The sequence below is a fragment of the Kitasatospora sp. NPDC032121 genome (assembly GCF_055580145.1).
Genome location: NZ_JBVILX010000007.1, coordinates 203171 through 227841 on the forward strand (window position 1 = coordinate 203171; position 24671 = coordinate 227841).

Genomic DNA, 24671 nt, shown 5'->3' on the forward strand with positions numbered 1-24671 from the left:
AGCCGACCATGACGACGTCGAAGCGAGACCGCGCCGCCGCCCTGCCCGCGGACCTGCGCGAGGCACTGCGCCAACGCCTGGCCGGCCGGTCCGGCGGGGCCCGGGCAGCCGCCGAACGGGCCATCCCGCGCGCCGACCGCAGCCGTCCGTTGCCGCCCTCCTTCGTCCAGCAGCGGCTCTGGTTCCTGGACCGGCTGCGCCCCGGGGACCCGCGCTACAACAGCGCCGTCGCCCTGCGGTTCACCGGAGCGCTGGACCGCGCGGCGCTCGCCGCGGCGCTCACCGCCGTGGTGGCGCGCCACGAGGCGCTGCGCACCACCTTCGCCGAGGCCGACGGCCGGCCCGTGCAGACCGTCCGTCCGGCCGGCCCGGTGGAGCTGCCGGTCAGGGAGCAGGCCGCGGGGGAGAGCCTCGACGCGATCCTGCTCCAGGAGTACTCCCGGCCCTTCGACCTCGACCGGGGGCCGCTGCTGCGCGCCCTGCTGGTGGCCGAGTCGCCGCAGGCCCACGTGCTGCAGCTGACCGCCCACCACATCGTCACCGACGGCTGGTCGATGGGCGTCGTGCTGGACGAACTGTGCACCGCCTACGACGCCCTGGCCCGCGGCGCCGAGCCCGCCCTGCCCGAAGTCGCCGCCCAGTACCCGGACTTCGCCGTGTGGCAGCGCGAGCAGCTTTCCGGCGACCGGCTGGAGAGGCAACTCGCCCACTGGCGGGAGAAGCTGGCCGGCGCGGTGCCGCCCGAGCTGCCGCTGGACCACCCGCGGCGCGGCGAGGAGGCCGGCCCCGGCGCCCTGCACACCTTCACCGTCCCCGCGCCGCTCACCGCCCGGCTGCGCGAACTCGCGGCCGAACGGCAGGGCACCCTCAACACCGCGCTGGTGGCCGGCACCCAGGCGCTGCTGGCCCGGTGGTCCGGCCGGCAGGACGTCACCGTCGGCACGCTGATGGCCGGCCGCACCCGCACCGAGCTGGAACGGGCCGTCGGCTGCTTCGTCAACACGGTGGTGCTGCGCACCCGGGTGGAGCCCGACGCGTCCTTCCGCGAGCTGCTCACGGCCGCCACCGAGACCGGCAACGACGCCCTCGCCCACGGCGACACGCCCTTCGAGCGGCTCGTCGAGGCGGTCGGCGCGCCCCGCGAGGCCGGCCGCAACCCGCTGTTCGACGTGCTGGTGCTGCTGCACCCCGCCCCGCCCGCCGCCGGTGACCCGCACGGACTCGCCACCGCCCCGGTCACCGTGCCCCGGCAGGCCGCCACCTTCGACCTCAGCGTCGAGTTCGTCCCCGACGGCGAGGCGCTCACCGGCGTCCTGGAGTACCGCGCCGACCTCTTCGACGCCCCCACCGCCGGCCGGATGGCCGGCCAACTGCTGCGGCTGCTGGAGGGCGCCGCCACCGAGCCGGACCGCCCGCTCGCCACCCTGCCGCTGCTCTCCGCGCGGGAGACGGAGCAGGTCACGCGGGACTGGAACGGCCCCGCGCTGCCCGTCGAGGCGGTCGGCCTCCCCGAACTGTTCCGCCGCCGAGCGGCCCTGACCCCGCACGCCCCGGCCCTGGTCGCCGGGGAGGAACGGCTGGACTACGCCACCCTCGACGCCCGCGCCGAGCGGCTCGCCCGCCGGCTGGTCGCCCACGGCGCCGGCCCCGAACGGCTGGTCGCGCTGCGGCTGCCGCGCACCGCCGAGCTGGTGGTGGCCCTCCTCGCGGTCTGGAAGGCCGGCGCCGGCTACCTCCCGCTGGACCCGGCACTGCCGCAGGAGCGCGTCCGCTACCTGCTGGAGGACGCCCGCCCTGCGCTGCTGCTGGACGAGGAGACCCTGCGCGCCCTCGCGGAAACCGACCCGGGCGACACCGACCCCGGCGACACCGGCCCGCTTCCCGAGCCCGACCTCTCCACCACCGCGTACGTGCTCTACACCTCCGGCTCCACCGGCCGCCCCAAGGGCGTCACCGTCCCGCACCGCGCCCTGGCCCACCTGCTCGCCGCCCACCGGGCCGGCTTCGTCGCCGACGCCGGCGGCGGGCCGCTGAACGTCGCGCTGACCGCCTCCTTCTCCTTCGACACCTCGTTGGAGGGCGTGCTGCTGCTGGCCGACGGCCATCCGCTGCACCTGGTCGACGAGACCACCCGGATGGACCCGGCCGCGCTGGTCGAGTACGTCGTCCGGCACCGCATCGACTTCCTCGACCTCACCCCCTCCTACCTGCGCCAACTGCTGCCCGCCGGGCTGCTCGACGACCCCCGCCACCGCCCCCGGGCGCTGATGCTCGGCGGCGAGGCCGTCGCCCCCCGGCTCTGGCGCGAACTCGCCGCCCGCCCCGGCGTGGCCGCCTACAACTATTACGGCCCCACCGAGTGCACCGTCGACGCGCTCGCCTGCCGGATCGACGGCGGGGACCGGCCGCTGGTCGGCCGCCCGCTGCCCAACGTCCGCGCCTACGTCCTGGACGGCCGGCTCCAGCCGGTGCCGCCCGGGGTGAGCGGCGAACTCCACCTGGCCGGCGAGCAGGTCGCCCGCGGCTACGCCGGCCGCCCGGGGCTGACCGCCGCCCGCTTCCTCGCCGACCCCTACGGCCCGCCCGGCACCCGGATGTACCGCACCGGCGACCTCGCCCGCTGGACCGCCGACGGGCGCCTGGAGTACCTCGGGCGCGCCGACGACCAGGTCAAGGTGCGCGGCCACCGGATCGAGCCCGGCGAGATCGAGGCCGCCCTGCTCGACCTGCCGGAGGTCGCCGCGGCCGCCGTGGTCGCCGTCCCCGACGCCCACGGGCAGAACCGGCTGGCCGCCTACCTGGTCTTCGCCGACGGCGCCGCCCGTCCCTTCGCCGAACTGCGCGCGGCCCTGCGCCGGGTGCTGCCCGACCACCTGGTGCCGTCCTCCTTCACCGTGCTCGACGCGCTGCCGCTCGGCACCAGCGGCAAGCTGGACCGCCGCGCCCTGCCCGTCCCCGAAGCGGAAGGCCGGGAGGGGGAGTTCGTCGCCCCGCGCACACCCGAGGAGGAGGTCCTCGCCGCGATCTGGGCCGAGGTGCTCGGCGTGCCGAGGGTCGGCGTCACCGACAACTTCTTCGAACTCGGCGGCGACTCGATCCTGAGCATCCAGGCCGTCTCCCGGGCCCGCGCCGAGGGCCTGCGGATCGGCTCCCAGGACGTCTTCCGCCACCAGACCGTCGCCGACCTGGCCGCCGCGGCCCGCACTGCCGAGGCGCCCGCCGCCGCGCCGCACCGCCAGGACGGGCCCGCGCCGCTCACCCCCGTCCAGGAGTGGTTCTTCGCCGCCCACGGCCCGCTGCGGCACTTCACCATGTCGATGCTGCTCGACCTCCCGTACGAGCTGGACGAACCCGCCCTGGAACGGGCCCTGACCGCGCTGGTGGCCGCCCACCCGGCGCTGCGCACCCGCTTCGCTCCCGGCCCTTCCGGCCTGCTTCAGGAACCGGTCGCGGACGCCGGAAACCTGCTCGGCCGGCTCGACCCCGGCCACGACCCCGAGGCCACCCGGCTGCGGGCCGCCGAGACCGCCCGCGCCGAACTGGACCCGGCCACCGGCGCCCTGCTGCGCGCCGTCCTGTTCCGCGCCGCCGACGGCGCCCGCCCCCAGCTGTTCCTGACCGCCCACCACCTCGCCGTGGACAGCGTCTCCTGGCGGGTGCTGCTCGCCGACCTGGAGCAGGCCTACCGGCAGGCCGCCGCGGGCACCGCCCCCGAGCCGGAGCCCGAGCCCACCGCGTTCACCGACTGGGCCCACCGGCTCGCCGAACTGGTCCGGGCCGGCGGCCTGGACCAGGACCTGCCGTACTGGATCGCCGAGACCGCCGCCCCCGCCGTGCCGCTGCCCGTCGACCGGCCCGGCACCCCCACGGCCGGCTCGGTGCGCACCCTGCGCGGCCGGCTCGACCGTGCCACCACCGCAGCGCTGCTGCGCAAGGTCCCCGAGGTCTACCGCACCCAGGTCAACGACGTGCTGCTCAGCGCGCTCGGCCGGGCCCTCGCCGACTGGACCGGCACCGGGCGGGCCACCGTCGCCCTGGAGGGCCACGGCCGCGAGGACCTCTTCGACGACCTCGACCTCTCCCGCACCGTCGGCTGGTTCACCACCCAGTACCCCGTCACCCTCACCCCGGCCGGCCCCGCCGACGCCCCCGACTGGGCCGCCACCCTCAAGCAGGTCAAGGAGCGGCTGCGCGCCGTGCCCCGCCGCGGCCTCGGCTACGAGGCCCTCGCCCGGCTCGGCTCGCCCTCGGCGGGCGCCGCCGCCCTGCGGGACGTCCCGCTGCCGCAGGTCTCCTTCAACTACCACGGGCAGTGGACCGCCCCCGCGGCCGGCGACTTCGCCCCCGCAGGGCAGGCCCCCGGCCGGGACCTCGCCCCCGACGAGCCCCTGGACCACCTGCTGGACGTCTCCGCCGTGGTCGCCGACGGCGAGCTGGAACTCACCTGGCACTACAGCGAGGAGGTCCACGAGGCCGACACCGTCCGCGGCCTGGCCGAGGCCGTGCTCACCGCCCTGACCGCCATCGTCGAGCACTGCGCCGAGCCCGGCGCCGGCGGCCGCACCCCCTCCGACTTCCCGCTGGCCGGCCTCGACCAGGAACAGCTGGACCGACTGGTCGGCGACGGCCGGGACGTGACGGACCTGCTGCCGCTCACCCCGCTCCAGGAGGGCATGCTCTTCCACCGCCTGATCGGCGGCGAGGACGACGTCTACCTGGACCAGGCCGCCCTGCTGCTGGAGGGCGTCGCCGACCCGCAGGCCCTCGCCCTGGCCTGGCAGCGGGTCGCCGACCGGACGCCCGCACTGCGCACCTCGGTGGTCTGGGAGGGCGTCCCCGCCCCGCTCCAGGTGGTGCGCCGGCACGTCCGGCTGCCCGTCACCCACCTGGACCTGCGGGCCGCCGACCCGGCCGAACGCGCCGAACGGCTGGCCCGGCTGCGCGCCGAGGACCTCGCCCTCGGCCTGGACATCGCCACCGCCCCGCTCACCCGGCTCACCCTGGTCCGGCTGCCCGAGGCCCGGCTCCAGCTGCTGTGGACCTCCCACCACCTGATCCTGGACGGCTGGAGCCTCGCCCAGGTGCTCACCGACGTGTTCGCCGAGTACGCGGCGATCACCACCGGCGGCGCGCCCGCCCCGGCGGTGCGCCGGCCCTTCGCCGACTACGTCCACTGGCTGGCCGGGCAGGACGCCGAGGCCGCCCGAGCCCACTGGCGGTCCGTCCTGGACGGCTTCGCCACCGCCACCCCGCTGCCCGCCGACCGGGTGCGGCGCGAGGCCCACCGGACCCGCTCGGCCGGCTCCCACAGCACCGCCCTGACCGAGCGGGCATCCGAGCGGCTCGCCCGCACCGTACGGCAGTCCGGGCTGACCCTCGGCACCGTGGTGCAGGGCGCCTGGGCGCTGCTGCTGTCCCGCCACAGCGGCGAGCCTGACGTTCTGTTCGGCACCACCGTCTCCGGCCGGCCCGAGGAGCTGCCCGGTGTCGAGTCGATGATCGGCATGTTCATCAACACCCTGCCCACGAGGGTCCGGGTGGACGGCTCCCGCACCGCCGCCGACTGGCTGCGGGAGCTCCAGGACGACCAGGCCGAGGCCCGCCGGCACGCGGCCGTCTCGCTCGCCGAACTCACCGGCTTCAGCGACGTCCCGTCCGGCAGCGCGCTGTTCGACAGCATCGTCGCCTTCGAGAACTACCCGTTCGACGACGCCGACGCCGCCGGCACCGGGGTGCGCCTGGCCGAGGTGTCCTCCCGGGACGCCACCAACTTCCCGCTGGTGCTGCGCGCCTACCAGGGCGGGCAGGTCGGCTTCGACCTCGCCTACGACCCCGAGCTGTTCGACGCCGCCACCGTGCGCGGCCTCGCCGAGCGGCTCTGCCTGCTGCTCACCGAGCTGGCCGCCGGCCTCGACCGCCCGCTGCGCGCCCTGGCCCGGACCACCGAGGAGGAACGGCGCCGGCTGCTGGTCGACTGGAACGGCACCGCCCAGGGCCGCCCCGACCGCACCCTGGTCGAGCTGTTCGAGGAGCAGGCCGCCCGCACCCCGGGCGCCGTGGCCGTCACCTGCGGCGCCGAGCAGCTCTCCTACGCCGAACTGGACGCCCGAGCCGACCGGCTCGCCCACCGGCTGGCCGAGTACGGCGCCGGCCCCGAACGGTACGTCGCCCTCGCGCTGCCCCGCAGCACCGAGCTGGTGGTGGCCGTCCTCGCCGTCCTCAAGACCGGCGCCGCCTACCTGCCGCTGGACCCGGCCCTGCCCGCCGAACGCCGCGCCGAACTGCTGCGCGACGCCGCCCCGGTGGCCCTGGTGACCTTCGAGGAGCCGGCCGGTGTCGAGGTGCCCGTCCTCGCCCTGGCCCGCCCCGAGGTGCGCGCCGACCTCGCCCGCCGCCCGGCCGGCCCGCTCGGCGCCGGCCACCGTCCGCTGCCGGACAGCCCCGCCTACGCCATCTTCACCTCCGGCTCCACCGGCCGCCCCAAGGGCGTCGTGATACCGCACGCCAACGTCGTCCGGCTGTTCGAGCAGACCCGGGAGCGGTTCGGCTTCGGCCCCGAGGACGTCTGGACGCTCTTCCACTCCTACACCTTCGACTTCTCGGTCTGGGAGCTGTGGGGCCCCCTGCTGCACGGCGGCCGGCTCGTGGTGGTGCCCGAGGACACCGCCCGCTCCCCGGAGGACTTCCTGCGGCTGCTCGCCGACGAGCGGGTCACCGTCCTCAACCAGACCCCGTCCGCGTTCCACCAGCTGGCCCGCGCCGACGCCCGGCACCCGGACGTCTCCGCCCGGCTGGCCTTGCGCACCGTGGTCTTCGGCGGCGAGGCGCTGGACGTCAGCCGGCTCACCGACTGGTACCGGCGCCACCCCGAGGACGCCCCGCGCCTGGTGAACATGTACGGCATCACCGAGACCACCGTGCACGTCACCCACACCGAACTCGACCGGGCCACCGCCGCGGCCACCGCCGGCGGCCCGGGACCGATCGGCACCGGCATCGCCGACCTGCGGCTGTACGTGCTCGACGAGGACCTGGCCCTGCTGCCGCCGGGCGCCGTCGGCGAACTGTACGTGGCGGGCGAGGGCCTGGCCCGCGGCTACCTCAACCGGCCGGGACTCACCGCCACCCGCTTCCTCGCCGACCCGTTCGGCGCCCCCGGAAGCCGGATGTACCGCACCGGCGACCGGGTCCGCCGGCAGGCCGACGGCACCCTGCGCTACCTGGGCCGCGCCGACCAGCAGGTCAAGATCCGCGGCTACCGGATCGAACCCGGCGAGATCGAGGCCGCCCTCCAGACCCACCCCGGCGTGGGCCTGGCCACCGTCGGCGTCTACCAGGACACGGCCGGCACCCGCCGGCTGGTCGCCCACGTCGTCGGCGAGGGCCAGGAGCGGCCCCCGGGCGCCGCCGAGCTGCGCGCCCACCTGGAACGGCTGCTGCCCGCCTACCTGGTGCCCGCCGCGTACGTCCCGCTGGCCGCGCTGCCGCTCACCCCCAACGGCAAGCTCGACCGGCGCGCCCTGCCGCTGCCCGGGCCGGACGGCTTCGCGGCCGGCCGCGAGCGCACCGCCCCCCGCAGCCCCGCCGAGCGGCTGGTCGCCGAGGCCTGGACGGAGGTCCTGGACACCGGCGAGGTCGGCGCCGAGGACGACTTCTTCGCCCTCGGCGGGGACTCCATCCTCGCCGTGCGGGTCACCGCCCGGCTGCGCACCGCCTTCGGCTCCGCGGACCTCTCGCCCCGGCTGCTGTTCACCCACCCCGTGCTCGCCGACCTCGCCGCGGCGCTCGGCGAGCCGGGCCGCCCCGGCACCGCACGGACCGTCATCCCCGCCGCCGACCCCGGCACCGAGCCGCCGCTCTCCTACGCCCAGCAGCGGCTCTGGTTCCTCGACCGCTTCGAGCCCGGCAGCACCGAGTACACCTCGCTGTCCGTGCTGCGGCTGCGCGGGCCCCTCGACCGGGCCGCGCTGGGCGCCGCCCTGGACGCCCTGGTGGAGCGGCACGAGGCGCTGCGGACCGGCTACGCCGAACGGGACGGCCGGGCCCGCCAGGTGGTGCGCCCGCCGTACCCCGTCGAGCTGCCCTGCGAGGACGTCCCGCCGGCCGAGCTGGACGCCCTGCTGGAGCGGATCGCCGCCACCCCCTTCGACCTGGAGGCCGGCCCGGTACTGCGCGCCCACCTGGCCCGCACGGCCGCCGAGGAGCACGTCCTCGCCCTGGCCGTGCACCACATCGCCACCGACGGCTGGTCGATGGGCGTGCTCGGCCGCGACCTCGGCGAGCTGTACGCCGCCGCCCTGGCGGGCCGTAACCCGCGGCTGCCCGAACTGCCGCTGCGGTACACCGACTTCGCGTCCTGGCAGCGCACCCGTACCGCCGCCGCCGAGGCCGACCTCGACCACTGGCGCCGGGCCCTGGACGGCCTGGAACCGCTGGAGCTGCCCACCGACCGGCCGCGCCCGGCGGTGCGCACCCGGGAGGGCGCGCTGGTCACCTTCGCGCTGCCCGCCGAGCTGACCGCCCGGCTGCGCGAGCGCGGCCGGGAGGCCGACGGCACCCTCTACACCGTCCTGCTGGCCGCCTGCCAGGTGCTGCTGGCCCGCTGGTCCGGGCAGCGCGACATCGCCGTCGGCACCGTCACCTCCGGCCGCGAACAGGGCGAACTCCACGACGTGGTCGGCATGTTCGTCAACACCCTGGTGCTGCGCGGCGACATCCGCCCCGAGCGGTCCTTCCGCGAGCTGCTGACCGCCGCCCAGGCCACCGTCCTGGACGCCCTGGCCCACCAGGAGGTGCCGTTCGAACGGCTGGTGGACGCCCTCCAGCCGGAGCGCGACACCAGCCGCACCCCGCTGTTCCAGGTCATGGTGGCCCTGCACAATCTCGGCGCCGAGGCGCCCCGGCTGCCCGGCCTGACGGTGGAACCGATCACCCCGCCGGTCCGCAACGCCACCTTCGACCTCTCCTTCGACTTCGCCGAGCACGACGGCGGCCTGACCGGCTACCTGGAGTACAGCACCGGCCTGTTCGACGCCCGCACCGCCGAGCAGCTCGCCGCCCGGCTGACCACCCTGCTGGCCGCCGTCGCGGAGGAGCCGGGGACGGCCGTCGGGGCGTTGCCGCTGATGACCGGGCAGGAGCGGCGGCAGGTGCTGCGGCAGGGGCGGGTCGAGCCGCTGCCCGGTCCCGACACCACCTTCACCGCCCTGTTCGAGGAGCAGGCCGCCCGTACCCCCGGGGCCACCGCGCTGGTCGCCCGGGACGCCACCCTGGACTACGCCGCGCTCAACGCCCGGGCCAACCGCCTCGCCCGCCACCTGGTGGCCCTCGGCGCCGGCCCGGAGCAGGTGGTCGCCGTCCGGCTGCCGCGCACCTCCGAGCTGGTGGTGGCGCTGTTCGGGGTGCTCAAGGCCGGGGCCGCCCTCCAGTTCGTCGACCCCGACCTGCCCGAGGAGCGGGCCGCCCTGCTGCTCGACGACACCCGGCCGCGCACGGTGCTGACCGAGCAGGCCCTGCGCGAGGTGCCCTGGGAGGCCCTGCCCGGCCACGACCTGACCGACGCCGAGCGGAGTACCCCGCTGCTGCCGGGGCACGCCGCCTACCTGATCCACACCTCCGGCTCCACCGGCCGCCCCAAGGGCGTGGTCGTCGAGCACCGCCAGCTGGTCAACCTCTGCCGCGACCACCGGGAGGGGATGCTCGCCCCGCACACCGCCGACGGCAGCCGGCTGAAGGTCGCCCTCAGCGCCTCCCTCTCCTTCGACACCAGCTGGGAGGGCCCGCTGCTGCTGGTGTCCGGCCAGGAACTCCACCTGATCGACGAGGACGTCCGGCTGGACCCGCAGGCCTTCTGCGCCCGGATCGTCGAACAGCGGCTCGACGTCGTCAACGTCACCCCCTCCTTCCTGCGCGAACTCACCGCCGCCGGGCTCTTCGCCCCCGCCGCCCACCACCCGCGGCTGCTCCAGCTCGGCGGCGAGGCCGTCCCCGCCGCCACCTGGCGGGAACTGTGCGCCGCGCAGGCCGAGTTCGGCATCAGCACCTACAACCTGTACGGGCCCACCGAGTGCACCGTCGACGCCGTCTACGCCCGCTGCGCCGACCACCCCGGGCGTCCGGTGATCGGCCGGCCGGGCCGGGGCGTCACCGCCTACGTGCTCGACGGCGCGCTGCGCCCGGTGCCGCCCGGCATGCCGGGGGAGCTGTACCTGGCCGGCGAGCAGCTCGCCCGCGGCTACCTGGGCCGGCCCGGGCTGACCGCGAGCCGCTTCCTCCCCGACCCGTACGGCCCGCCCGGCACCCGGATGTACCGCACCGGGGACCTCGCCCGCTGGGGCGCAGGGGGGTCCTCCCGGCCGGAGGCCGGGGGAGGACAGCTGGAGTTCCTCGGCCGCGCCGACGAGCAGGTCAAGATCCGCGGCTTCCGGATCGAGCCCGGCGAGGTGGAGGCCGCCCTGCTGACCCACCCCGACCTCGCGGACTGCGCCGTCGCCGCCCGCGACCAGGGCGGCCGGACGGTGCTGGTCGGCTACCCGGTGCCGGCCGGGGAGCGGGTGCCGCCCGCTGAGGAGCTGCGGTCCTGGCTGCGCCGCACCCTGCCCGACCACCTGGTGCCCACCGCGTTCGTCCCGCTGGCCCGCATCCCGCGCACCACCAGCGGCAAGACCGACCGGCGCGCCCTGCCCGCCCCGCCCGCCCAGCCGGACCGCACCACCCCGTACGTCGCCCCGCGCCCCGGCAGCGAGGAGCTGCTCGCCGCGATCTGGGCCGAGGTGCTGGGCGTGGAGCGGGTCGGCGCCCGGGACAACTTCTTCGCCCTCGGCGGGGACTCCATCCTCAGCATCCAGATCGTCTCCCGGGCCCGCGCCGCCGGACTCGCCCTCACCACCAAGGACGTCTTCCGCTACCAGAACGTCGCCGAACTCGCCCTCTGCGTCGGCGAGTTGTCCGACCTTGCGGAGCCCGGGGAGGAGGCCGAGCCCACCGAGGCGCCGCTCACCCCGATCCAGCACTGGTACCTCGACGGCCGCCGGCCCGGCGAGGCACTGCGCTTCACCATGACCCAGCGCCTCGCGCTGGCCCCGGACACCGACCCGGCCGCCCTGCACCGGGCGGTGCTCGCCCTGGTGGAGCACCACCCGGCGCTGCGCACCCGCTTCCGCCACGGCGAGTCCGGCTGGCACCAGGAAGTCCTCCCCGCGGGCCCGGACGGCGTCTTCACCCGCCACCGGGGCGCGGCGGAAGCCGAGGTGCAGCAGGCCGCCGAGCAGGCCCAGCGCTCCCTCGACCCGGTCGAGGGCCGGATGCTGCGCGCCCTGTTCTTCGACGCCGGCGAGCGGCAGCCGGGCCAACTCGTGCTGACCGTCCACCACCTGGCCGTGGACGGCGTCTCCTGGCGCATCCTGCTGGCCGACCTCGAAGCCGCCTACCGCGCCGCCCGGACCGGCGCACCCGTCCGGCTGCCCGAGCCCGGCACCTCCTACACCCGGTGGGCCGCCCGGCTGGAGCGGCACACCCGCTCCGGCGCCCTGGACGCCGACACCGCCTACTGGACCCGCACCGGCGAGGCCCCGGCCGAACTGCCCGCCGGGCGGCCGGGCCCCAACACCCACGGCACCGCCGCCACCCTCACCGTCACCCTGGACGAGGAGACCACCGAGGCCCTGCTGCGCCGCGTCCCCGAGGTCTACCGGACCCAGGTCAACGACGTCCTGCTCAGCGCACTCGGCCGCACCCTGGCCCGCTGGTGCGGCCGCGACTCCGTGCTGATCGGCGTCGAGGGCCACGGCCGCGAGGACCTCTTCGCCGACCAGGACCTCTCCCGGACGGTCGGCTGGTTCACCGCCGAGTTCCCGCTCGCCCTGCGCGTCGACCCCGCGGCCGGCTGGCACGACACCCTGCGCTCGGTCAAGGAGCAGCTGCGCGCCGTCCCGCTGCGCGGACTCAGCCACGGCGCCCTGCGCCACCTCCACCCGTCCGCCCTGCCGGCCGACGCCGCCGCGCCGCGGATCGGGTTCAACTACCACGGCCAGTGGGACACCCGCGGCGGCGCCGACGGGCTGCTGCGCGGCTCGCTGCCCCCGGCCGGGCGGGACACCGACCCCGACGAGCCCCGCCCCTACCTGCTGGACGTCATCGGCGCGGTCCAGGACGGCCGGCTCGAACTGGGCTGGACCTACCCCGCCGCGGTGTACGAGGAGTCCACCGTCCGCGCCCTCGCCGAGCAGACCCTGCACGCCCTGCGCGAACTGGCCGAGCACTGCGCCACCCCGGGCGCCGGCGGCCGCACCCCGTCCGACTTCCCGCTGGCCGGCCTCGACCAGGCCGCGCTGGACCGCCTGGTCGGCGACGGCCGCGAGGCCGAGGACGTGCTGCCGCTCACCCCGCTGCAGTCCGGCATGCTCTTCCACGGCCTGGTCGACGAGGACGGCGCCTACGTGGACCGGATCGCCGTCCGGCTGGCCGGCGTCGCCGACCCGGCGGCCTTCGCCGAGGCCTGGCAGCTGGTCGCCGACCGCACCCCGGCGCTGCGCACCGCCGTGCACTGGCGCGGCCTGCCGCACCCCGTCCAGCTGGTCGCGCGCCACGCCGCCCTGCCCGTGCGCCACCTGGACTGGCGCGACCTGACGCCCGGGCGGCGCGCCGCCGCGACCGAGCGGCTGCTCGCCGAGGAGCGGGCCGCCGGACTGGACCTGGGCACCGCGCCGCTCACCCGGCTGGCCCTGGCCGCGCTGCCCGGTGACGAGGTGCTGCTGCTCTGGTCCACCCACCACGTGATCCTGGACGGCTGGAGCACCGGGCAGCTGCTCACCGAGGTGTGCGAGGAGTACGCCGCGCTGACCGGCGGACCGCAGGCCCCGCGCCCGGTCCGCCGCCCCTTCGCGGACTTCCTCGGCTGGCTGCGCGAGCAGGACGGGCGGGCCGCCGAGGAGCACTGGAGCGCGGCCCTGGAAGGGTTCACCGAACGGACCGCGCTGCCCTACGACCGCCGGCCCGCCGGGGCCCACCGGGCCCGCGCCACCGCCGCCGTCCACCGCGAACTCGACGAGGCGCTCTCCGCCCGGCTGCGGGAGAACGCCGCGGCCGCAGGACTGACCGTCAACACCCTGGTCGAGGGCGCCTGGGCGCTGCTGCTGGCCCGCTACGGCGGCACCGGGGACGTCGTCTTCGGCACCACCGTCTCCGGGCGGCCGGCCGAACTGCCCGGTGTCGAGACGATGATCGGCCTGTTCATCAACACCGTGCCGGCCCGGGTCCGGCTGTCGAACGGGAGCGTGCGGAGCTGGCTGCGGGACCTCCAGGACCGGCAGAGCGACGGCCGCCGCCACGACCACCTGGCCCTGCCCAGGATCCAGGGCCTGAGCGAACTGCCCGCCGGGGAGGCGCTGTTCGACAGCATGCTGGTGTTCGAGAACTACCCCGTCGACGAGTCCGCCGCGGACCGCACCGGCGTCCGGGTGGTCGAGGTGCGCGCCGACGACGCCACCACCTTCCCCTGGTGCCTGCGCGCCCACCTCAGCGGGCAACTCGCCTTCGACCTGGCGTACGACCCCGCGCTGTTCGACGAGAGCACCGCCCGGGACGCCGCCGACCGCCTCGCCCTGCTGCTGACCGCCCTCGCCGACGGCCTGGACGGCGACCTCGCCGCGCTCGACCCGCTCACCGCGGCCGACCGCGCCCTGCTCGCCTCCTGGCACACCACCGCCCGCCCGCCGGCGCCGGACAGCCCGCTGCGGATCTTCGCCGAGCAGGCCCGCCGCACCCCCGACGCCCCCGCCGTACGCGACGGCGAACGGGAACTGACGTACCGCGGGCTCGACGACTGGTCCGACCGGCTGGCCGCCCGGCTGCTCGCCGACGGCCTGGCCCCCGAGGGCCGGGTCGCGCTGGCGATGGACCGCGGCGCCGAACTCGTCGTCGCCGAACTGGCCGTCCTCAAGGCGGGCGGCGCCTACCTGCCCGTCGACCTGCGCGCCCCCGAGGAGCGCCGCCGCGCCCTGCTCGACCGGGCCGGCGCGGCCCCGCTGCTCACCGCCGAGCAGGTCGCCGCCGCACGCGACGAACCGGCCCCGGCGGCGCCCGCACGGCCGGGCGCCGACCCCGACCGGCTGGCGTACGTGATGTACACCTCCGGCTCCACCGGCGAGCCCAAGGCCGTCGCCGTCCGCCACCGCGACGTGGCCTCGCTCGCCACCGACAGCCGCTTCGCCGACGGCAGCTGCGCCCGGGTGCTGCTGCACTCGCCGGTCGCCTTCGACGCCGCCACCTTCGAGGTGTGGGCGCCGCTGCTGAACGGCGGCTGCATCCTCGTCGCCCCCCGGGGGCCGGTGGACGCCGCCCTGCTGCGCCGGCTCGCCGGACCGGAGGGGCCGACCGCGCTCTGGCTCACCGCAGGCCTGTTCCGGCTGCTCGCCCAGGACGCGCCGGACTGCTTCACCGGCCTGCGGGCGCTGTGGACCGGCGGGGACGTGGTGCCCGCCGCGGCCGTGCGCCGCGTCCTCGCCGCCTGCCCCGGGCTGACCGTGGTGGACGGCTACGGGCCCACCGAGACCACCACCTTCGCCACCGCCCATGCCCTGTCGGACGCCGCCGCGGTGCCCGACACCGTGCCGATCGGCCGCCCGCTGGACGACCGGCGGGCGCACGTCCTGGACCGGCGACTGCGGCCCGTCCCGCCGGGCTGCGCGGGCGAGCTGTACCTGGCCGGCGAGGGCGTGGCCCGCGGCTACCTGGGCCGCCCCGGTGCGACCGCCGCCCGCTTCCTCGCCGACCCCTGCGGCCCGCCCGGCGCCCGGATGTACCGCACCGGGGACCTCGCCCGCCGCCGCGCCGACGGCACCGTCGAGTTCCTCGGCCGCGCCGACGACCAGGTGAAGATCCGCGGCTTCCGGGTCGAGCCCGCCGAGGTGGAGGCCGCACTCGCCGCCCACCCGCTGGTCTCCGACGTCGCCGTGGTCGTCCGCGAGGACCGGCCCGGCGCCCGCCGGCTGGTCGCCTACCCGGTCGGCGCCGCCGACCCCGAGGAACTGCGGGCCTTCGCCGCCCGCACCCTGCCCGACTACCTCGTCCCGGCCGCCTTCGTCCCGCTGGCCGCCCTCCCGCTGAGCCGCAACGGCAAGGTCGACCGGGCCGCCCTCCCGGCGCCGGAACCCGGTGGTGAGCGCCGTGCCCGCACCGAACCGCGCACCGCGGCCGAACACCGCACCACCGAGGTGTTCGCCGAGGTCCTCGGCATCCGCCCGCCCGGCGTCGACGAGGACTTCTTCGCCCTGGGCGGCGACTCCATCCTCAGCATCCGGCTCGCCGCCCGCCTCGCCGAGGCCTTCGGCACCGACCTCGGCCCCCGCGCGGTCTTCGACCACCCCACCCCGGAAGGCCTGGCCCGACTGCTCACCTCCGAGCCGGGCACCCCGGCCCGCCCGCCGGTGCTCCCGGTCGCCCGCGCCGGCGCCGCCCCGATGTCGTACGCCCAGCAACGCCTCTGGTTCCTGGAGGAGTTCGCGCCCGGCGGCGCCGAGTACGTCACCGCGCTCGCGCTGCGGCTGCGCGGCACCCTGGACACCGACGCGCTCGGCGCGGCCCTGGGCGCCCTGGCGGCCCGGCACGAGTCGCTGCGCACCACCTTCGACAGCGTCGACGGCCACGGCGTCCAACTCGTCCACCCGCCGCAGGACGTCCCGCTGCCGCTCCACGACCTCGCCGAACTGCCGTACGAGGAAAGGGAGGAGGCGCTGCGCGAGCTGCTCGCCGCCGAACGCGCCCGCCCCTTCGACCTGCGCCGCGGACCGCTGCTGCGCCCCGCCCTGGCCCGGCTCGCCGACGGCGAGCACGTGCTCGCGCTGACCCTGCACCACATCGTCACCGACGGCTGGTCCACCGCCGTGCTGCTCACCGACCTCGCCCACCTCTACCGCGCCGAACTCGACTCCACGCAAGGCCCGTTGCCGCCGCTTCCGGTGCAGTACGCCGACTACGCGCACTGGCAGCGCACCGCCGGCGCCCCCGCCGAGCGGCAACTCGACTACTGGAAGCGGCAACTGGACGGCCTCGCCCCGCTGCGGCTGCCCACCGACCGGCCCCGGCCCGCGGTGCGCACCAGCAACGGCGCCACCGCCCGGCTGGAACTGCCCGCCGACACCGCCCGCCGGCTGGCCGAGGTCGGCCGCGAGCGCGGCACCACCCTGTTCACCACCCTGGTCGCCGCCGCCCAGGCCTACCTGGCGCGGCTCGCCGGGGACACCGACATCGCCGTCGGCACCGTCACCTCGGGACGCGACCGCCCCGAGGTCCAGAGCCTCGTCGGGTTCTTCGTCAACACCCTGGTGCTGCGCTCCCGGGTCGAGCCCGGGCAGCCCTTCGAGGCGCTGCTCGGCGAGGTCCGGCGGACCGTCCTGGACGCCCTCGCCCACCAGGACGTGCCCTTCGAGAAGGTCGTCGACGAGGTCCAGCCGGTGCGCGACACCAGCCGCAGCCCGCTCTTCCAGGTCCTCGTGGTGCTCCAGAACGCCCCGTCCGCCGCACTCGAGCTGCCCGGCCTGGACGTGGGCGACGTCGAGACCGACAACACCCGCACGGCCTTCGACCTGGTGGTGGAGTTCGCCGAGGCCGACAGCGGAGCGCTGCACGGCCTGCTCACCTACAACACCGACCTGTTCGACCCGGCCACCGTCGAGCGGATGGCCGGCCAGCTCGCCACCCTGCTGACCGCCGTCGCCCAGGACCCGGCCCGCGCCGTCGGCGCGCTGCCGCTGGCCGCCCCGGACGCACCGCCCGTCGAGCCGACCGGCACCTTCCGCCCGGTGCCCGAGGCGACCCTGCCCGAACTCTTCCGGCGGCAGGCCGCCGCCACCCCCGACGCGCCGGCCCTGCTCGACGGCGAACGGGAACTGAGCTACGCCGAACTGGACCGGGCCGCCAACCGGCTGGCCCACCAGCTCATCGGGCGCGGCGTCGGGCCCGAGCGGCTGGTCGCCCTCGCGCTGCCCCGCTCGGCCGCCATGGTCGTCGCCCAGCTCGCCGTCGCCAAGGCCGGCGGCGCCTTCCTCCCCGTCGACCCGGACTACCCGGCGCCCCGGCGGGAGTTCATGGTCCGCGACGCCGGCGCCCACCTGCTGCTCGACGACCCGGCCGCGGTGTGGGCCGCCGACGGGCCGGACACCGCGCCCACCGACGCCGACCGCACCACCGCCCTCACCCCCGCCCACCCGGCCTACACCATCTACACCTCCGGCTCCACCGGCACCCCCAAGGGCGTCCTGGTCACCCACGCCGGCCTCGCCGTCTTCGCGGCCGCCGCCGCCGAGCAGTACGCCGTCGGCCCCGGCGACCGGGTGCTCCAGTTCGCCTCGCCCAGCTTCGACGCCTCCGTACTGGAACTGTGCATCGCCCTGCTCACCGGGGCCGCCCTGGTCACCGGGGAGGAGGGGCCGCTGGTCGGCGAACGGCTCGCCGAGGTGCTGGCCGCCCGCCGGATCAGCCACACCCTGATCCCCCCGGCGGCCCTGGCCACCCTGGAACCGGAGACCGCCGCCGCCCTGCCCGGGCTGCGCACCCTGGTGGTCGGCGCCGAGGCCTGCCCGGCCGACCTGGTCGACACCTGGGCCCCCGGCCGACGGATGATCAACTCCTACGGCCCCACCGAGGCCACCGTCGTCGCCAGCTGGACCGACCCGCTCGCCCCCGGCGGCGCCGGCCCCGCGATCGGCCGCCCCAGCGGCGCCACCCGCGCGTACGTCCTGGACACCGCCCTGCGGCCGGTGCCGCCCGGCATCACCGGCGAGCTCTACCTGGCCGGCCCCGGCCTCGCCCGCGGCTACCTCGGCCGGCCCGGCCTCACCGCCGCCCGCTTCCTCCCCGACCCGTACGGCGCGCCCGGCACCCGGATGTACCGCACCGGCGACCTCGCCCGCCGCGACGCCGACGGCCAACTCCGGTTCGCCGGACGGGCCGACGAGCAGATCAAACTGCGCGGCTTCCGGATCGAACCGGGCGAGATCGAGAGCGCCCTGCGCCGCAGCCCCCTGGTGCGCGACGCCGCCGTCACCGTCCGCCCCGACGGCCCGGGCGGCGGCCGGCTGGTCGGCTACGTCGTCCCGGCCGACGCCACCGCCGGAGCCCCCGCCCTCGAACTGCGCCTCCACCTCGCCGAGTCACTGCCCCCGCACCTCGTCCCCGCGGCCTTCGTCCCGCTGGAGCGCCTCCCGCTCACCCCCAACGGCAAACTCGACCGGCGGGCCCTGCCCGACCCCGGGCCCGCCCACGCCACGGCCGGCGGCCCGGGCCGGGCGCCGGAGACCGACCTCGAACGCCGGATCGCCCGGATCTGGGCCGACGTCCTCGGCCTCGACGAGGTCGGCGCCGACGACAACTTCTTCCTGCTCGGCGGCGACTCCATCCTCAGCATGCAGGTGGTGTCCCGGCTGCGCCGCGACGGCCTCCACCTGGCCACCCGGGACCTGTTCAGCCACCAGACCGTGGCCCGGCTCGCCACCGTCGTCACCGCCGTCACCGAACGCGCCGACGACGGCCCGGTGACCGGCGACGTGCCGCTCACCCCCATCCAGGAGTGGTTCCTGACCACCCCGCGCGCCGCCCACCACCACTTCAACCAGTCCACCCTGCTCGAACTCGCCGCCGACCCCGACCCGCAGGCGCTGCGCGCCGCCCTCGACGCCCTGCTGGAACACCACGACGCGCTGCGCATGCGCTACACCCACGACGAGGCCGGCTGGCACCAGTTCAACCCGCCGCCCGCCCCCGCCGAGGACCTCCTGGCCCACCACGACCTCACCGGGCAGGGCACCGAGGCCGCCGACGCGGCCATGGCCAGGGCCGCCGACGAACTCCACGCCGGCTTCGACCTCGCCCGCGGCCCGCTGCTGCGCGCCGCCCTGTTCACCGGCCACCCGGACCACCCCGCCCTGCTGCTCCTGGTCGCCCACCACCTGGTCGTCGACGCCGTCTCCTGGCGGGTGCTGCGCGACGACCTGGAGAGCGCCCACCGGCAGGCCGTCCGCGGCGAGAAGATCGACCTCGGGGAGCGCGGCACCTCCTTCCGGGACTGGGCGCACCGGCTCTCCGCCCACGTCGCCGAGGGCGGCCTGGACCACGAACTCCCGTACTGGGAGGAGGCGGTGAACGCCCGGACGGACCTGCCCGGCGCCGCCGGCGGTGACGACTCCGAGCGGGGCGCGGTCACCGTCGAACTCGACGAGGCGGACACCGAGGCGCTGCTGCGCGCCGCCCCCGCCGCCTACCGCACCCGGGTCAACGACGTGCTGCTCGCCGCCCTCGCCCTCGCCCTGGCCCGCTGGAGCGGCCGGGAACGGTTCGCCCTGGACCTGGAGGGGCACGGCCGGGAGGACCTGCTGGAGGGCGTCGACCTGTCCCGTACGGTCGGCTGGTTCACCACCGTCCACCCCGTCACCTTCCACGTCCCCGACCCCGCCGACCTCGGCCCGGACCGCGACTGGCGCGCCCTGGTGAAGTCCGTGCGCCGGCAGCTGCGCGCGGTGCCCGGCAACGGCCTGGGCTTCGGCGCCCTGCGCACCTTCGGCGGCCCCGAGGTCCGCGAGCGCCTCGCCGCCGGCGGGCACGGCCAGGTGGTCTTCAACTACCTCGGCCAGTGGGACGCCCGGCCCGAGAGCGCCGGCGACGGCCTGGTCCGCGCCGAACTCGGCTCCTTCGGCCGGGACCACGACCCCCGGGACGGCGGCTCCCACCCGCTGGAGGTGGTCGGCGCGGCCCAGCACGGACGCCTCGCCTTCACCTGGCACCACCGGCCCGCCGTCCACGACACCGCGGCCGTCCGCCGGGCGGCCGAGGACTTCGCCGCCGCCCTGCGGCAGATCGCCCGGCACGCCAGGGAAGGACAGTGACCACCCCACCACCACCCACCACCACCCACCCGCACCGACCCCGTACCGACCCCGTGACGACCGACCGACGATGACGAAGGAGCCCGACATGGACGAGAACACCCGCTACCAGGTGCTGCGCAACGACGAGGAGCAGTACTCCCTCTGGCCCGCCGACCTCGACGTACCGGCCGGCTGGCAGCCCGTCGGCACCGAGGGCACCGAGGCCGAGTGCACCGCGTACGTCGACGAGGTGTGGACCGACATGCGCCCCAGGAGCCTGCGCGAGCGCATGGAGAACGCCGGAGCCTGACCGGCCCCGGTCCCCGGTCGGGGGCGGGGCCCGCGAGCCCCGCCCCGGCCGCCGCACCACCGAACCACCCCGACCCGAGGAGAGCACCGTGACCCCTCCGCTGCGCACCGAGCACCTGGAGTTCATCCCCTACCGGACCGAGGACGAGGACGCCTTCGTCTCCCTGCTGCGCAACGCGGACGTGTGCCGCTGGATGGGCCAGGACCTCGTGCCCGAGCCGGACATCCGCACGCTGTTCCGCGCGATCCTGACCGACGTCTACCCGCAGAACCTCTTCGACGTCTGGGGCCTGTGGCTGGACGGGACGTACGCGGGCCACGCCGAGGTCAAGCGCACCGGGAACGTCGACGGCCACGAGCTGGTCACCGCGCTGGCCCCGGAGTTCTGGGGCCGGGGCCTGGGCGGCGAGGTGGTCCGCGGCCTGATCCGCTACGCCGGTGACGAGCTGGGGCTCAAGGAGGTCTACGGCATGGTCGGCGCCGAGAACACCCCGAGCCTGACGATGTGCCGCCGGCTCGGGTTCCGGCACCTGCGCGACGTCCCCGGGGACGACGGCTCGGTGACGAAGCTGCTGGCCGTCTCCACCACCGACCCGGCCTGACCGGCTACCGCCCGCTCGCCTCCCGACCGGGCCCGCCACCCCGCCCGGGCGGTTCCGGTCGGGGCGGCGGTGCGACCCGCAGCGCCAGCAGGGCGATGTCGTCATCGCTCTCCGCGCCGAGGGCGATGACCAGTTCGTCGCAGAAGACGTCCAGCGGCGCCCGGGCGAGTGCCGCCGTGCTTCGGCGCAGCCGGTCCATGGCGTCGTCGAGGGACTGTCCGCGCCGCTCGATCAGGCCGTCGGTGTACAGCAGCAGGGTGGAGCCCGGCGGCAGGGCGTCCCGGGCCGTGGGCCGGGGCAGGTCGGGGTCCATGCCGACCAGCAGACCCGCGCCCCCGTCCAGGTAGCGGGTGTCGCCGTCCGCGGCCGTGAGCAGCGGTGGCAGGTGGCCGGCGGAGGAGTGGTGCAGCTCCCAGGGGCCCGACTCGCCGCCCTTGACCAGCGCGTAGACGCAGGTCGCGGTGGACTGCGGGGTGAGTGTGGTGTTGGCCTGGTCCAGCTGGCGCAGCACCTCGCCGGGCGGCTCCCGGCGGTCGACGGCGATGCCGCGCAGCATGTTGCGCAGCCCACTCATCGCCACGGCGGCCCGCAGGTCGTGGCCGGCCACGTCGCCGATGACGAGCACGAGGTCGCCGGTGGGCAGCACGAAGGCGTCGTACCAGTCCCCGCCGATCTCGGCGGTGGTGCTGGAGGGGACGTAGCGGACGACGAGGTCCAGGTGGCCGACCCGGGGCGGCTCGGGCAGCAGGGCGCGCTGGAGACGCTCGGCGGTGCGCCGGGTGTGCCGGTGCAGCCGGGCGTTGTCCACGCCGAGGGCGATCCCACGCACCAGTTCCGCGACCAGCAGGACGTCGTCGGTCGTGAACGGGTGCTCGTCGCGGGTGCGCACCAGGGTCAGGGCGCCGAGCACCTCCCGGCGGGCCCGCAGCGGGGCCATGATCGCGGTGCTCGCCCCCAGCTGCTCGAACAGCTCCAGCTGTCGGGCCTCCAGCGGGCTCTGGGCCTGCTCGGGCGCGGGGAAGTCGGTGACCAGCAGGGGGCCCGCGCCGCGCATCACGCGGGGCAGGGAGCCCTGGGTGTCCTCGGCCAGGGGAGGGAGTCGGCCCAGCAGCGCTCCGGGAACCGCGACCTGCGGATCGTTGTGGACGACGCAGACCCGCTCCACCCGGCCGGGGGCGTCGTCCAGGAGGTCGGCCGCGCACCAGTCGGCCAGCTGCTGGGTCAGGACCCGGCAGACCCGGTGCAGCCGCTCGTGCAGGTCGAGGGTGCTGCTGAGCGCGCTGCCGGTGTCGGCCAGCAGGGCCAGCCGCTCCAGCGCGGCCCGGTCGACGCTCGCCCGCGTCGACCTGCTCGTGGTGGTCGGCAGGTGCACCGGTCCGGGCTCCAGCCGCGGCCCGTGCAGGTTCCGCAGGTCCGCGGGGTCCGACGGCGGGCCGGTGTGCCCCGTCCGCGCGGTGAGCTGGGCGACGAACACCGTGCGCCCGTCGATGGCCTCCTGGGTCTGGACGCGCAGCCGGATGGGGATCAGCCGGCCGTCGCGGTGCAGCGCGGGCAGTGGAACGGAACGGCCCAGGGTGCGGGGCTGCCCGGTGAGCAGCAGGGAGGTGAAGGCGGACTCGTGCCGGCCGCGCAGGTGCTCGGGGATCAGCACGGTCAGCCGCTCACCGATGAGTTCCCGCTGGGACCAGCCGAGCAGGTGCGCCGCGGCGGCGTTCACCGCGATGATCCGGTTGAGGTCGTCGGCTGCGATGGTCGGTCCGTTGGCGGCCTCGACCTCGCCCGCGTCCCAGGGGGCCAGTTCGGTGGGGGTGCCGCTCGGCGCGTCGGGGTTCATGGTCCACGCGGTGGGGTCCGCGCCGGACAGTTGGGAGGCGATCTGGTCGAACAGCCACTCCCGGAAGGCCCGGATCTGGGGGAGTGCGGGGAGGGTGAGCAGCTCTCCCTGCTGCGCGGCCGTCTCGGCCTCGCCGAGGACGCGGTACAGGGTCGCCACGCCGGCGGCGGCGTCCGCCGGGAAGGCGACGAGCAGGGAGAGCGTCGAGCTGTCCGGGGTCTCCTGCTTCACCGAGGCCGTCATGCACTCGCCGATCATGTTCCCGGTGTCCCTGGCGACCGTCAGGTCCTCCGCGGAGACGCCGGCGCGCTCCTTGGCGCACCCGTCCAGGTACAGCTCCCGCAGCAGCGCCTCCCACTGCTGCTGCGCCGCCCAGTACAGGGAGTACGGCACGTCGATCAACGTCACGTTGCCGGTCGGGCCGGCCGGGGCCACGGTCTCCCACGCGGAGGCCGGGGGATCGGGCCGGTCGGGCCACAGTTCGAACCAGACCGTCTTGCGGTCCGCGTCGCTGTGGACGCCGTGGCTCGGCGCCAGCTCCTCCACCAGGCCGAGGCCGCGCCCCGTGCAGGCGTACGGGTGGTGGTCGTGGGGGACGAGGCCCACCTCCGGCCGTCGGTCGCTGACCCGCACCAGGACCCGGCCGTCGTCGGACGAGGCCTGCACCTCGAACTCGGTGCGCGCGTGCAGGACCGCGTTCGCCGCGAGTTCGCTGGTCAGCAGCTCGGCGGTGTCCACCACCTCGGACGGGGCGCCGGCCAGGGCCGATCGCACGAACCTCCGCGCCAGCGCGACGTTCTCCGGGGCCGGGGCGAAGCGTCGTGACGGGCCGCCGGGTGGACTGAGGGTTCCCATGTCGGGCTTCTGCTCGGAAACAGCGGCCCTAAAAGGCCGGGGCGGCGTCCCTCGCGGGCGCCGCCCCGGGAATGTGGCGCCGTGGCTGCCGGCGGCCCGGGCCTGTCGGCCCTGCTGCCCCTGCGCGGCGGACACATGCGGGGTGGTGCGCGGTCAGAACGCGGCGCGCAGGGCCGGCAGCAGGGTCTCCTCCGCCCAGCCCAGGAAGGCGGGCTGGGAGTCCCCGCCCACCTGCACGAGGGCGACCTCGTCGAACCCGGCGTCGACGAACGGGCGGACGGCCTCGACGAAGTCGTCGACCCGGTCGCCGCACGGGATGGCCCCGGCCACGTCCTCGGGCCGGACGAACCGGCTCGCGGCGGCGAAGCCCGCCGTCCCCGGCAGCTCGGCGTTGACCTTCCAGCCGCCGCCGAACCAGCGGAACTGCTCGTGGGCCCGGCGCACGGCCTCGTCCCGGTCGCGGTCCCAGCACACCGGCAGTTGGCCCACCGCGGGCTTCCCGGCGCCGCCCCGTTCGGCGAAGCCGGACACCAGCCCGGCGTCGGGCTCCACCGCGATCACCAGGTCGGCGAGCCGTCCCGCCAGGGCGCACGATTCCGGGCCGGACACCGCCATGCCGATCGGCGGGGGCCGGTCCGGGAGGTCCCAGAGGCGTGCGCCGACCACGTCGAAGTGCTTCCCGTGCCGGGTCACGTACCCGCCGTCGAACAGCGCCCGGATGATCTCCACCGCCTCGGCGAACATCTCCAGGCGCACCGAAGCGGCCGGCCAGCCCCGGCCCACCACGTGCTCGTTGAGGTTCTCCCCGCTGCCCAGGCCCAGTCGGAACCGGCCGCCGGACAGCAGCTGGAGGGTCGCCGCCTTCTGGGCCACCACCGCGGGGTGGTAGCGGAAGGTCGGGCAGGTCACGTAGGTCATCAGGGGGATCCGCGAGGTGGCCTGCGCCGCCGCGCCCAGGACCGCCCAGGCGTACGGGGCGTGGCCCTGTTCGTCCAGCCACGGGAAGTAGTGGTCCGACACCACCGAGAAGTCGAAGCCCGCGCGTTCGGCGAGCACCAGGTCCGAGACGAGGCCGCGCGGGCCCCGCTGCTCCGTCATCATCGTGTATCCGATCTGCACCATGTCCCCGCGTCTGCCCGATGGGCCCCTGGTCGTCACGCGGGGAAGCGGGACTTCCCCCGATCGCCGCAGCGAACCGGCGCGGCGCGGGGC

5 protein-coding genes are annotated in these 24671 nt (G+C 76.5%); 3 read left to right on the top strand and 2 right to left on the bottom strand.

All coding sequences use genetic code 11. From position 1 onward, the window contains the following. Positions 1 to 8 precede the first annotated feature (8 nt). The 3 genes from ACZ5OX_RS20335 (at position 9) to ACZ5OX_RS20345 (ending at position 20770) form a co-directional block, all read left to right on the top strand. Positions 9 to 19877, top strand: a complete 19869-nt coding sequence (locus tag ACZ5OX_RS20335; RefSeq protein WP_465631665.1) for a non-ribosomal peptide synthase/polyketide synthase — start codon at positions 9 to 11, stop codon at positions 19875 to 19877. A gap of 88 nt (positions 19878 to 19965) precedes the next feature. Continuing rightward, positions 19966 to 20169 carry an MbtH family protein gene (locus tag ACZ5OX_RS20340; protein ID WP_392881993.1) on the top strand — a complete coding sequence of 68 codons (204 nt, stop codon included), beginning with the start codon at positions 19966 to 19968 and terminating at the stop codon, positions 20167 to 20169. A gap of 88 nt (positions 20170 to 20257) precedes the next feature. Beyond that, positions 20258 to 20770 carry a GNAT family N-acetyltransferase gene (locus ACZ5OX_RS20345; protein ID WP_449806731.1) on the top strand — a complete coding sequence of 171 codons (513 nt, stop codon included), beginning with the start codon at positions 20258 to 20260 and terminating at the stop codon, positions 20768 to 20770. 4 nt (positions 20771 to 20774) lie between these two features. Here the strand turns inward: ACZ5OX_RS20345 and ACZ5OX_RS20350 are convergent, their stop codons facing one another. Continuing rightward, positions 20775 to 23459, bottom strand: coding sequence for a SpoIIE family protein phosphatase (locus ACZ5OX_RS20350; RefSeq protein WP_465631667.1), 2685 nt, complete (start codon positions 23457 to 23459; stop codon positions 20775 to 20777). Positions 23460 to 23612: 153 nt separating this feature from the next. Beyond that, complete coding sequence (locus ACZ5OX_RS20355) at positions 23613 to 24581, bottom strand: LLM class F420-dependent oxidoreductase (RefSeq protein ID WP_465631669.1); 969 nt, start codon at positions 24579 to 24581, stop codon at positions 23613 to 23615. Positions 24582 to 24671: the final 90 nt, after the last annotated feature.

Bases quoted from the DNA above. Each gene is read 5' to 3' on its own strand.
- ACZ5OX_RS20350 (WP_465631667.1), bottom strand. From the start codon at position 23,459: ATGGGAACCCTCAGTCCACCCGGCGGCCCGTCACGACGCTTCGCCCCG.
- ACZ5OX_RS20355 (WP_465631669.1), bottom strand. From the start codon at position 24,581: ATGGTGCAGATCGGATACACGATGATGACGGAGCAGCGGGGCCCGCGC.
- ACZ5OX_RS20335 (WP_465631665.1), top strand. From the start codon at position 9: ATGACGACGTCGAAGCGAGACCGCGCCGCCGCCCTGCCCGCGGACCTG.
- ACZ5OX_RS20340 (WP_392881993.1), top strand. From the start codon at position 19,966: ATGGACGAGAACACCCGCTACCAGGTGCTGCGCAACGACGAGGAGCAG.